10 protein-coding genes and 1 pseudogene are annotated in these 13629 nt (G+C 32.3%); all 11 read right to left on the bottom strand.

Features of this window, described 5'->3' with window-relative positions; genetic code table 11:
* Window positions 1-10 precede the first annotated feature (10 nt).
* On the bottom strand, window positions 11-1126 hold the full coding sequence (locus MHH45_RS17740; RefSeq protein ID WP_249922696.1) for a glycosyltransferase: 1116 nt from the start codon (window positions 1124-1126) through the stop codon (window positions 11-13).
* A gap of 19 nt (window positions 1127-1145) precedes the next feature.
* Window positions 1146-2414 (bottom strand): glycosyltransferase, encoded by a 1269-nt coding sequence (locus MHH45_RS17735; RefSeq protein WP_016131119.1) that lies wholly within the window; start codon window positions 2412-2414, stop codon window positions 1146-1148.
* 21 nt (window positions 2415-2435) lie between these two features.
* Window positions 2436-3710 (bottom strand): hypothetical protein, encoded by a 1275-nt coding sequence (locus tag MHH45_RS17730; protein ID WP_088093754.1) that lies wholly within the window; start codon window positions 3708-3710, stop codon window positions 2436-2438.
* A gap of 14 nt (window positions 3711-3724) precedes the next feature.
* Entirely contained in the window at window positions 3725-5194 is a 1470-nt protein-coding gene (locus MHH45_RS17725; protein ID WP_088093753.1) for an MOP flippase family protein, read from the bottom strand.
* A gap of 80 nt (window positions 5195-5274) precedes the next feature.
* On the bottom strand, window positions 5275-7095 hold the full coding sequence (locus MHH45_RS17720) for a polysaccharide biosynthesis protein (protein WP_088093752.1): 1821 nt from the start codon (window positions 7093-7095) through the stop codon (window positions 5275-5277).
* Between the two features lie 147 nt (window positions 7096-7242).
* A pseudogene (locus tag MHH45_RS17715) lies at window positions 7243-7477 on the bottom strand (sugar phosphate nucleotidyltransferase); the annotation flags it as partial.
* Window positions 7478-7723: 246 nt separating this feature from the next.
* Window positions 7724-8491 carry a tyrosine-protein phosphatase gene (locus MHH45_RS17710; protein ID WP_088093751.1) on the bottom strand — a complete coding sequence of 256 codons (768 nt, stop codon included), beginning with the start codon at window positions 8489-8491 and terminating at the stop codon, window positions 7724-7726.
* A gap of 93 nt (window positions 8492-8584) precedes the next feature.
* Window positions 8585-9274, bottom strand: coding sequence for a CpsD/CapB family tyrosine-protein kinase (locus tag MHH45_RS17705; RefSeq protein ID WP_016131125.1), 690 nt, complete (start codon window positions 9272-9274; stop codon window positions 8585-8587).
* Entirely contained in the window at window positions 9264-9998 is a 735-nt protein-coding gene (locus tag MHH45_RS17700) for a YveK family protein (protein ID WP_088093750.1), read from the bottom strand. The genes MHH45_RS17705 and MHH45_RS17700 overlap by 11 nt, the downstream gene beginning before the upstream one ends.
* A 551-nt stretch (window positions 9999-10549) precedes the next feature.
* Window positions 10550-10984 carry a 3-hydroxyacyl-ACP dehydratase FabZ gene (gene fabZ, locus MHH45_RS17695; protein ID WP_003202177.1) on the bottom strand — a complete coding sequence of 145 codons (435 nt, stop codon included), beginning with the start codon at window positions 10982-10984 and terminating at the stop codon, window positions 10550-10552.
* A gap of 842 nt (window positions 10985-11826) precedes the next feature.
* Window positions 11827-13629: an ABC transporter ATP-binding protein gene (locus MHH45_RS17690; protein WP_016112622.1), complete on the bottom strand. Its 1803-nt coding sequence runs from the start codon at window positions 13627-13629 to the stop codon at window positions 11827-11829.

Raw genomic sequence — 13629 nt, 5'->3', positions numbered from 1 at the left:
TATGCTCCTACTAATTTATTTTTTTATAATACTCTATAAGTTTTTCCGATTCTCTTTCCCAATTAAATTTTTCATAAATATATTTCTTTCCATTATTAGATAAATAACTTTTCAAATTTTCATCCGAACCAATCTTCAATATCAGATCTGCAATCTTGTTTATATTTTGTGGATCTACAAAATATCCCGCATTACTACACCCTATTTTTTTTTCCCATTTCGGGAAGTCACTTGCAATAAATGGGATACCTAAAGTCATATACTCGAAAATCTTATTGGGGCTTGTCTCAGCATGATCAACAACATCTAATATTGTACATAAACCTATATCTGATTTTATTACATATGAAAAAGCTTTCTCTTGAGGAAGCTTTCCTAAATAGTCTACATATTTCCAACCATTCAATTTCTGAAGCTCATTTATTTCTTTTGAATCTGGACCAATTAGCCATAATCTGCAACTATAAGTCTTATTTATTTTTTCTAAAGCTTGTACTATCTGTCTCAAACCCCGTTGCTCACTGATTCCACCAACGTAAACCACCCTTATATAGTTACTCTTTGAGATTAGCTTACTTAATTCATAAGCTCTCGTTATTAGTTCACCCTGATGAATTGGCGCATTCTCAATTAACAATGCATTTTTATATTTGGCAAGTAAACCTTCTTGTGTAACAATAAATCCATCAAAACACCTTGATGCCATTAACTCTAAACCTGTAACTACTTTAGCAATAAGTTTCCTATAAGAATAGGGAATCCATTCCCGAATTAATATTCTTTTTGAAAAATCTTCGTGAGTATCATAAATAACTTTTTTATTAAACATTTTCAACAAAAATCCTAATAATATCGTGTCAGGATTATGCAAATGAACTATTTTAGACCTTGTCTTAAGTATTTTACAAAGTAATTTAGGTTGCAAGATAATTCTACTTAAAAAGTTTTTTGATTTTGGAATTGCGAAGATTTGTATATTACCTATTTTCTCATCATAATCTTTTCTAGCAAGCAAACTAACCTCATAACCACTATTTTCTATAGTTTTTGCTTGTTTTTGGTATACCCTTATATCCTTATAATCGTGTATAGGAGAAACTATACATACCTTCTTAGCTTGATTCATATGCATTCTCCTCCATTATTTAATCTGAAATCTTAGAAAACAAATCTTTAGCTACATTTTCCCATTTATACTTAGGAATGATTTCATACCAATATTCTTTTTTATCTTTATTTTTAACGAATTCTTTTATCATTTCTTTAATTTCTTGCACATTATTATAAATAATGGGTCCCTTATCGACGTCCTTCATTAATTTACCAACTGGATCTTGATTATTAGCCAATATGGTTAAAATAGGTGATTTAACTCCGAAATACTCGTAGACTTTTCCAGGGATCTGACAACCATATTTATTGCCCCACAATAATAATCCATCACTATTATGCATATAATCTTGCGCTTCTTCATAAGGAACTCGTGATAGAAGAGATACACATTTTATATCTTTTAATTCTTTTTTAATCTTTAAATTATCAACTCCTCCTACCAAAACTATATTAATTTGATCAAAAATATCCTTCTCTTCCTCTTCTAAGGCTTTCAATGCTTCAATTAAAGGCCTAGTATCTCTCAACTCAGTATATATTTCACCAGTATGCACTAAATTAATTTTATCCTTTTTTAATAAACCTATGAATTTCTTTGAGTTTTCTCGTGAATATTCTTCAAATCCCCTATAAACAATAGCAGTTCTACTTTTAGGTATACTATAGCTACTTATATATAAATCCCTTGTTTCCTCAGTAGTAAATAGAAATTTATCACTCTTTTTAACAACATTACGTTCCAACCACTTTTCAACATTACGTTTTAATAAACTTTCTCTGGATCTATAATATTCAAATGTCCAAGGATCACTCCAATATGTTATCCATTTCACCTCTGGGTTATTTTTTTTTAATTTCAAGCCAGCTAAATGACAAGAAGGGGTTTCATGCGTTGAAATAATGATATCTACTTTATTTTTTTTTATTAGTTTATCTCCTATCTTGGAGGCATTGTTTTTCCATTCAATATAAGAATCTGGAATAGCTAAATTCCTTTTTATAGATGATTTTAAAATATTTTTTTTGCTAGCCTTCACAGGAGAATCATTACCAATCTGCCTACTCTTCTTAGGATAAATTCTTTTATATATTGATCCCATATCTACTCTAATTACTTTAATGTTTGTATTTATTTTATATAAAAGCTCTTCATCATAATTTATAAAATCTTTAGGATAATCTGGTGTGAGTACCATCACTTCATTCCCCATCACCTGCAAATGATTAACATAATTTAATATTCTAATACTCGCAGAATTGTTTATAGGCGGAAAGTGATTTGCTATAAATAAAATCTTCATGTCCCTTTAGCCCCTTAAATATCAATAAAATTTCAAAATACTGTACATTGTTATACCAATTAAAATCATAAAATAAACTATCGCCAATGGCATTTTCTTATGTTTAAAATATAAATTTGCATTCTGATACCCATAAAAAGCTAACAAAATCATAAATGGATAGAATAAACATATATGTCTAATTGTAAAAGATAACATGCTTACAGAAATATAAACTACAATAAAGCTAAACATAATTGTTGCTACATTACTATTTGAAAAAGACTTCCTAATTCCAATTAATACATAAGGCATCAAAAATAATTGCACAATAGTACCTATACTTAAAAAATTCCGCTCCAATTCAGATGAAAAAATAGGAAAAGGAGTAATAGATAAATATACAACTCTTAGAAAAAAACCCACATATAAAGGAGCATTAAAAACGTATTGAGCTAAACCATCAGTTCTCTCCGTTCTATAATCAGCATAAATTTCATAGTAATTAAATATTGTATTAACTAAAGAAGTATTAAAAATGAGTATAAATAACAAAACAATTATAGAAATACTCATTATATTTTTTAATTTTAATGGTTTATTTTTCGAATTACGGTATGCTGCCCACATTGTAAATATTATCTGAATCACTAAAAAGTAAGCCGACATATAACGAATTTCATAAAGTATTACAAATAATATAAACATTCCACAAATAGCCATAGATTTTTCCCATAAATTAAATTTATAAAAACCTAATGCAAGGTATATTACAAGTACCATTATGAAAGTAACTACAATATCTCTAAAAACATGCGCAGCATTAAAACTCATTATGGGTGAGCATCCTACTATTACTGCTGCTAGAAAAGCAAACCTTTGTTTCAACTCCATATAATTCATACTTATTTTATATACAAATACAGAAATAAAAGCCAGCAATAAACTATTAAAAAAACGAGGAACTAATGTATGGTATCCATCAAAAAAAGATGCAATTCGAAAGAATATACTTACCAAGTATGTGTATCCTAACGAGTTAGACGTCCAAAAAATTTCTTTAAGACTAGAATAATCAAAAACACCTAAACTTTCATACGCATATGCTGCTTGTTGTTCGTAAACTAAATCATCACTTCCACCAATATAATAAGGTACTCCATATCTATCTATATATATGTAGTACATTAAAATACTTATTAAGACATTAAAAATAAAGATAATATGAAATAACTTAACCTCTTTACGTCCTAATCTTAAGGTTAAGATTGTGCCTATAAGATAAAAAAATACTAAAAAAACTAATGTTGTGAGCATGTATAATTTACCTCTTAACTAACGTTTTTTATCCTTTTCCTTAAAAATAATTCTTTTAATTCTATAATTAGTTGTCGTTGAAATACCAAAGAAGCCGTTATGTAAAACACGGCTCCCAACGAAACCACTAAAACTAGCTGAATTGTCATATCTAACTGCTTTATAAAATTCAGTATCACCAATACAGTTCCCATCATAACTAATGAAGCTTTTATAGAACTCATAAAACTTTCTAAAAACTCTTTCAAACAAGAACCCACTAATGTTCGAATCACAAATGTGTAATTTGTAATTATGTATACCACTTGATGGCAACAATATCCTATAGCTACTCCCGTTATTCCACCAAAATATGCTCCAGTGATAATTAAGGGCACTTGAGAAAACAGCATAAAAAAGTGCCACTTAAATCCTAAATCTACTCTTCCCCTGGCCATTACTAATGCCCCAATTGGATTGACAATAGCTCTTGTTATTCCAACAAAAGAGAGTATTTGAATAAGTAATACACTAGGCATCCATTTCTCTCCAAAAATAACAGGAACTAAAATCGGAGCAGATATAAATAAACCAAAAAAATAAGGGAAATTTATACAACTCAAAATCCGAATGATTTTAAAGTATGATTTTTTTAGCAAAGATATATCATTTTGCATCTTAGAAAATATAGGAAATGCCACTCTTGTCACTATGGGATTAATCTTTGAAATAGGTAATATTATAAGATTGAAAGCAATAGTATAATAACCTAGAGCTTTTGAACCAAGTAGACTTCCAATAATTATATAATCTAGATTAGAATTGATGTAATGAATTGTTCTTTCACCTAATTGATATAAGCCAAAACTTACGAAAGATTTCACTTCACTAAATCTAAAGTACATCATAGGCTTCGATACATTTTTACTAATAAAAACATATCCACACATTTTCATAAAGTTAATAAATATTTGACCAATAACTAATGAGTAGACATCATAGCCTATATAAGCAAGAGTTATGGTTAATAAAAAACCTGATATAGCCGCTATTATTTCTATCTTTGCTAGAATATCAAATTTAAGCTCTTTTTGATGTAAAACCATAGATTGTTGGCCTATTGGATTAATCAAAAATATTACTGCTATTAAGCATAATAAAATGCTTAATCTTGGTTCATGATAAAAATATGCTATAACTGGAGTAAATCCAATAATAACTAAAGTTAATAATAACCCTAACATTATATTAAACCAATAAAGACTCGATAATTGTTTTTTAGTTAAATTCTCTTTATAAATTATAGCGTTAGTAATTCCCATATCCGAATATAATTGAGCAAACCCTACAACTACCATAATAGTAGTCATTAATCCTAATGATTCAGGCGGAAGTATTCTAGATATTATAACCAATTGAATTATTTGTAAACTAGAAACAATTAGTGCTGATGTTGTAGTCCATTTAGCTCCACTAAATGCTTTTTGCTTTAAATTTGTAATCATACAAGGTATCCTCTCACCTAACTTAAACACAAAGATAATAATTTTTTAATAAATATCATATTTTTTTCCACCAAGTGCTGTTAAATACTCATTTTATCTATTACTTTTTGACGATTATTAGTTAAATCTAATAAGAAATCTCTTAAATGATTCCCTTCTAAATTAGAAATATATTGTACTAAATACGGTAATTCGGCACTTAATTCATGATTAGATTTACCAATGTATATCTTGGGATAAATTTGCTCTTTATGCACTTCATCATCCTTTAATAATTCTTCAAAAAGTTTTTCCCCAGGGCGTATCCCAGAAAACTTAATTCCAATATCCTCGACCTGATAACCAGATAGTTTAATAAGATTTTTAGCTAAATCAACAATTTTAACAGGTTCTCCCATATCAAGAACGAAAATCTCCCCACCTTTAGCTAAAGATCCAGCTTGAATAACCAAACGTGAAGCCTCTGGAATTGTCATAAAATAACGAATCATATCAGGATGTGTAACAGTAACCGGTCCACCCTTTTGAATTTGTTTCTTAAATAAAGGAATAACACTACCACGACTTCCCAGTACATTACCAAAACGAACAGCTACAAAACGAGTATTACTAACAGTATCCATATGCTGTACAATCATTTCAGCAATGCGTTTCGTTGCGCCCATTACACTTGTCGGGTTAACAGCTTTATCAGTGGAAACCATAACAAATGTGTTTATACCAAAAGTAGCCGATGCTTCCGCAACATTTTTCGTACCAATAATATTATTTTTTACAGCTTCCTCTGGGTTCCTTTCCATAAGTGGAACATGTTTATGTGCCGCTGCATGATACACAATGTATGGGTTATGCTTCTTCATCACTTCAAACATTTTATTACGGTCTTGCACATCTGCAATTTCTGTTGTAATTTCGATGGAATCTTTATATAGTGAACGCAATTCCATTTCAATTGTATAAATGCTGTTCTCACCGTGACCAAGTAATACAATTTTACCTGGTTTAAATTTCATGACTTGGCGACACAGCTCGGAACCAATTGATCCTCCAGCGCCAGTTACTAAGATTGTTTTTCCTGTAATCTTTTCGCCAATACCTGCATCATCTAATTTCACAGGCTCACGTCCTAATAAATCTTCTACTTGTACATCACGAAACTCATTAACAGAAACTTTCCCATCCAGAATATCTTCTAGCATTGGTACAATTTGTGTCTTTGCCTTCGTTTTTGTACAGGCTTCAAAAATTCCATTCACTTCTTTACGACTAAGGGAAGGAATAGCAATAATAATATGTTCAATTTGATAACGATCAACAACCCGTTGAATGTCTTCTCTTGTTCCTACAACAGGGATATTGTATATTTCTAACCTTTGTTTCCTTAGATCATCATCAACAAATGCTACCGCTTCTAAATGTGTCTCATGACTTTTTTGAAGCTGACGTACAATCATCGCTCCTGCTGAACCCGCTCCTACAATTAATGTACGAGCTTTATCTGTTTTCTTTGAAATGTATGTATCACGGAAAATACGCCATATAAATCGTGAACCACCAATAAGTAGCATATGGAACATCCATGCGATTACTAAGATGCGGAAATAAATATCGTGATTAATAACTTGCTCAACGATTGCAGTCACGATAATAGAAAATGTAACGGCTTTGAAAATATTTTCTAACTCTCCTATACTTGCATACTCCCAAGCTTTTTTGTACAACTTGTAAATTGCAGCAAACACATGATGACTACAAAGTAACGTAATTGAACTAATAATAAGTGCAGTTGGAATATTGTCTAATGCATTAGGATGAATAAACCAATAACTCAAGTATACCGATGTTAAAACAATGAATGAATCTAATAATACTAATAATGAGAGCCTCTTTTGATAACTCAAGACACATTTTCCTTTCTTTTATATAACTTTAAAATAAGAGTCCTTCCCACACCTAACATTTTATAAACCATGCCCTATATTTAAAAACAGCCTATTTTTCAGTTATATACAATCTATACGTTTAAAAGTTCTTTCTGTACAAGTTCATTCATATAAGTTTTGTTCCAGTTCAAAGGAGTGATCAAAGTGATCTTCAATTGCACGCTTTCCTTTCCCTGTTACGATAATGATGTCTTCAATTCCAGATGTAATTGCTTCTTCAACAATGTATTGAATCGTCGGTTTATCAACGATTGGCAACATTTCTTTCGGCATTGCTTTTGTCGCTGGTAAAAATCTTGTCCCCAGCCGCTGGAATGATGGCTTTTTTTACTTGTTTCAACTTGTATAGCTCCCTGCTTTTCCATATATTCATATATAGAAATAATAAAAGTTCCAACCATATCTTCTACACCCCTAAAAGATATGGTTAGAACTTCTCACAATTTTATAATAATAACGGGCATCTAACCCGACCTCACACCATGCTTTTGACAACAAGCGCGTCTAAGGTAAAGCTTACTCTACCCACAGCATAGCCGAGTGTCTCCATTGATATTGGTTAGGAGGCATCACCAAATGTTTATACTTAAAAGAGACCCAGTATTTTCTTACGTCGCACCTGTTCTGGTTCTTCTGGGTAAATTACCTTCCCACTTATTAGTGAATATGTATTTTCTTTGAAACAATAAAGTGTAGAGCTCCCAAATGACTTCTCTATTACCTCATATGCTGCTTGTAAGTGAAATGAGCGCGTTGTTGTGTTATGGGCATCTGATGATATGACATGTGCTAAATGGTGTTCAATGAGTTGTAACGAAAATTTCTTGATTTTCTTTCCGAACTTTCCTGTTACACTCCCCGCAGTAATTTGCGTGAGTGCGCCTTGATTTACGAACTTATACAATACCCCGGGGCGTTCGATGATTTCCGTATTTCGCTCTGGATGTACAATGATCGGCGTGATTCCTTTTATACGCAGTTCATATAACATTTTTTCTGCATAGCGCGGGACATGATTTGCTGGGAATTCAATTAATATGTATTTATCCGTACGATTCAATGTAACAATTTTACCCAATTCGTAGTCTTCTAACAATTCTCCATATAACCTGATTTCTTGACCAGGTAAAATGGTTAAATTAATGTCTTCTTCTTTCAATCTATCATTTAACTGCTTTACCTGATGAAGAATGCCTTCTGCTGGATTAATATAAACACCATTTTGATGATGCGGAGTGGCAACGATTGTATGAATACCTTCTTTACATGCTGCCTTTGCCATCGCGATACTATCTTCGATTGATTGTGCCCCATCATCGATACTAGGCAAAATGTGACAATGTAAATCAATCATTCCCTTACACCCCTTCTCTATCTATTCTTCATTTACTCTTCACATTGTGAATATAAGAGGAAAAGAAGATGTCTCCTCTTTCCTCTCATCTATTTAGTTAGAACTGTAATAATAATACTCAGATCCTGTTTGTTCTTTATCATTTAGAATAACGCCAAGTAATATACCCTTTGCGCCATCAAGTGCTTGTTTTGCTTTAATCGCCGTATCCTTTTCTGTTACGCCACTTCGGACAACTAGTACAGAAGCATCACATTGATTTGCCATGACTTGCGCATCAGTAACTGGTAAAATCGGAGATGTATCAAAGATAACGAGATCATACATGCCATATGCTCCTGAAAGTAAATCTTTCATCGAGTTCGACCCCAACAATTCCGCTGGGTTTGGTGGGATTGGCCCGCATGGCAGGAAGTTTAAATTTCTAATGTTTGTATTTTCCACACATGTCTCAAGTGTTTTACTACGTGTTAATACACTTGTTAAGCCAAAAACATTCTCAACTTGTAACATTTGATGTAATGCAGGCTTACGTAAATCCGCATCAATGAGTAATACTTTTTTACCTTGCTGTGCAAAGACTATTGCAATGTTAGCAGCTGTGGTTGTCTTTCCTTCACTTGAATTAGCGGATGTAACGATAAGAGAACGAATTTTTTTATCAACGGATGCAAATTCAATATTTGTTCGTACATTTCGATATTGTTCCGAAATAGATGATTTCGGTTGTTCATATGCAATAAGCTGACGACGTGCGCGTGATGCTTTTTTCTTAAGAACCAATTGTATGCCCTCCTACTCTCTTTGCCCTTGACCGACTGCTGCTTTTCACATTATCTTCTATATGAGAAATCACTCCAAGAACTGGTAGACCTAGAAATTTTTCGATATCTTCTTCTTTTTTGAATGTGTTATCTAAATATTCTAGTAAGAATGTAAGTCCGACAGAAGCCATTAAGCCAACGACAAATGCAATAGCTACATTTAACATCTTATTAGGCCTAATTGGAGATTGCCCTTCCGCCACTTCTGCTTTTGATAGGATTGTTACATTATCTACACTCATAATTTTTGCAATTTTACTTTTGAATACTTCCGCTGTTGTATTTGCGATATCACGAGCTAATTTTGCATCTTTGTCTTGTACTGTAACCGCAATAACTTGCGAATCTTTCTCATTAGCTACGTTAATTTTGTTATTTAATGCTCCAGTTGACATATTCAGTTTCAACTTTTCTTTCACTTGATCTAAAATAACTGGGCTTTTCACAATAACTTTATATGTATTTGTTAATTGAAGACTTGTTTGTACTTCCCCAGGTTGGAAAACACCCTCTTGTTTCTTTTGGTTAACAAGAATTTGCGTTGAAGTTTGGTAAATCGGCGTTATAAAGTAGAAACTTACGATTGCGCTTGCAAGAGCTGCCCCAGTCGTAATTGCGATGATCATAACTAAACGTTTTCTTAAAATAGTAAATAGTTCTTTCAAACTTATTGTTTCTTCCATGCCTTCCTCCAGCCTTCAATAATTTGTCATAAATTCCTTTATAAATAAATAAAATGTCAGATTTGCGGCTGACAATAAGAATCTAGTATCTAGTCCTAATCATGTTTGGTCCTAGACAACTATTTAATATATTACATAACTCACATTAGTATAGCAATAATGGTTGAGAAATTCATTTAATAAATTGACAAATATTATAGTGATAAATTTGACAAATTTAGATATCCTTTGTCGGGTATGGGTTTACCTTTACCATATATTGATAACATGTAAATATAGTTAGTATTATTAGTGAATATATTATAAATTCACCTGTATATTTATAATAACCCGTTAAAAAAACTTTCCATTATAAATTTTTATTCTATTTTTCAACAGCGTTTTTAGACGCTAAGTTGAGAAAGTTTTCCCGAAAATCCCTTATGTTTTTTAATCAAACGTTTGTTTAAATAAAGAGAACCTACCTATCAACAAATTCTCTTACTTTTCTTTTATTAAAAAGGAGGTGAATGAAAAGTTTATTTTCATTCACCTCCCAACTTATCATATCTTTATTCTTTCTTATCACCAAGCGCGAATGTAACCTCAGCTTCACAAGCAATTTCACCGTTTACAGTTGCGACTGCTTTTCCTTTACCAATTGGTCCACGTACACGTGTCATTTCCACTTCTAAACGAAGTTGGTCACCCGGACGTACTTGACGCTTGAAGCGGCAGTTATCAATACCAGCGAAGAATGCGAGGCGTCCACGATTCTCCTCTTTTTTTAATACCGCAACAGCACCCACCTGCGCTAATGCTTCTACAATTAGAACACCTGGCATCACAGGATAATCTGGAAAGTGTCCATTAAAGTATTCCTCATTTGCCGTTACATTTTTAATCCCAACCGCACGCTTTCCTTCTTCTACTTCTAGAATTTGATCGACTAGTAGAAATGGATAACGATGTGGAATAATTTCTTTAATCTGTTGAATATCTAGCATATCATTCTCTCCTTATATACCAAATTGGTCATACCACCAACACACTGTCCTTATTATCCCATTCTCTATTGTTTTTGTCACGAAAAACAAGAAATGCTTTCTACCCAAAATATCTATTAGGACTATTCATACAAAAAAGATACACCCTTTTCCCTTCGCTAATCGGTATAACAAAATAATAGCAATTAACACGGAGGTTGGAAAAAAGGTGTATATCAAAGTTAGGGAAAGGCAATATACATTATTTGCCTCATGTGTCGTATTCATAGCTCATTATAAAGGACAAAAATAAGAAAGAAAAATTTAATATTTACTGTTTTTTACCATCATAGCCTTAATTTTCTACAAATTTCTACAAATTTCTTCATTTTTCTTATATTATCTTAAATAGTATATCTAGAAATTAAGATTCGCAATCCAGAACACTATGCTTTATAAAAAAATAAATCTTTGCGGATTAGCCTTTAATAAAAATCCTATAAAATATTATCACAACTACACTAATAAACCTTTATATACAAAAATAGAAAAGACCCCTAGTCCTAAAGACGAGGGGTCTCGCTGCTTGTTGTTATATGGTATAAATAAAATCAGGTTCCAAGTTAAATTATAACACGGATATTTATATATGTATATAGATGGTATATTAATAAGTCACAAAAAGTATTTCTAATTTTTTTACTGGTCACACAATTAAATTAAGCTCATATTTCCATAAAAAGACCAGTACACAAATACCAATTATCCCCCAAACCATAAATAATCGAATTGTGTTACCGGCCGAAAGAAATAAAGGCAATGTATTCCTTAAATTTATAAAAAACAATTATAACAAGCCATATTTAAATGTTTACTTTGGCCTGTTGTCCAAGTAGGCTACTAAACAAACCACTTTCATCTTTCGCCAGTTGTGTGAAACTACCATGTTGAATAATTTGTCCTTGATCCATTACAATAACCTGATCAGCTTTACTTATAGTAGATAGTCTATGTGCAATGACAATAATTGTCATACTTCCTTTTAGTCTTTCCAGCGCCTCTTGTATTTTCGCTTCATTTTCAGCATCTAGAGCACTTGTTGCCTCATCCAGTACTAAAATAGAAGGCTTTCGAAGTATCGCTCTAGCCAGAACAAGACGTTGTCGTTCTCCTCCTGAAAGCTTGACTCCCCTATCGCCAATCATTGTATCCAATCCTTGCGAGAGCCTGCTAACAAAATCAGCGGAAGCAGAAAATTTCAACGCTTCCCAAAGTTGTTCCTCACTTGCATTTGGCTCAACCATTCTCAAATTGTCTCTTATACTGGCATTAAATAAAAATGGATCTTGAGGAACATAGCTAATGGATTTCCTCAATGATAATAGGCTCTTACTTGTTAAAGGCTTGTTATCTATTAATAATTGACCGCTCTCCGGCTGCATAAGTCCCATTACGATATCAATTAATGTACTTTTTCCAGCACCGGAACGCCCCGAGATAGCTGTCATACAATTTGCAGGGATGCGCAAATTAATATCTTTGAGCGAATACACAGCATTTTCTTTATTGTAGCGGAAAGAGATATTCTGACACTCAATAGATTGTTCTACCTGAATAGGATTTATACCATTATAATCCTGCTCTATATCTTGCAATTCTATACTTTTCTTACACTCTTCCTGTAATTGCAGCAAATCTTTAAAAGCGGGAAGATTCGCTGCAATTTGTTCCATGTTTGATTGTATACCTGCAAATCGTGGCCACAAACGAGAAAATATAAGAATAATTAATAATAATTGCTCAGTTTTCGTCTGAAACAGCTTAACAGATAGAAAGATAAGACTAGCAATGAAAACAGCTGATGCAATTTTATAAAAGAGTTGAGAATTATTTCTCACCTTAATATATGCAAACTGTTCACGTTCCACATCTTCCACCCAATTACGTAACCACATATAACGAGATCGTTCTAGTGTATTACTCTTAATATCCTTAATTCCATTAAAATGATCAGTTATACCTGCAAGATACGCTTTTGAATTCTCTGAGGTTCGACCACCTAATCTTTTTGATTTTTTAATAAATCTTCGTGAAAGAAAGGCAAGTACCACAGCGCAACATAGTACAAAAATTGTTATATCTGTCGCTAACCAAAAAGCAAAACCAATCTGTATAAATGTAAACATTAAAGAAGTGAGCAACTGTAAAAATAAATTAGTGCCTGCGCTAACGCGCCCTAATTCCGTTGTCAAAGAATTGATAAGATCTGATTTTCTCTTTTTCACAAAAAAACTCCAGTTGGCCTGCAACAATCCACGATAAATTTCCAATCTCAAATGATTAATAAAACGTATCTGGATTTTCGCATTACGAACTGTTATATTCCTTTGCAAAAGCGCTTGTCCCACGACCAATATAATATATATTCCTAATACAAGTGGTAATCCTAAATTAGTTGGAAACTCACCTAGGAATCCAAGAACCCCTGAAAGAGGGCTTGCCTGTTCATTCATCTTCGCAATACCGCTAATACTTATCATAGGAATTAATAATAAAATGCCGATTCCTTCTACAAGACTGACCAATACCATTCCCATGAGATTAACAATGAGAATGTTTCCAGTAAAAGAGTATAACCGCTTTGTAAAATATAAAATATTTCTCAT

Source organism: Bacillus sp. FSL K6-0042 (genome assembly GCF_038006685.1).
Classification (GTDB): Bacteria; Bacillota; Bacilli; order Bacillales; family Bacillaceae_G; genus Bacillus_A; species Bacillus_A pseudomycoides.
The sequence above is the reverse complement of the archived record's forward strand: the minus strand, read 5'-3'. Positions and strand labels throughout refer to the sequence as shown.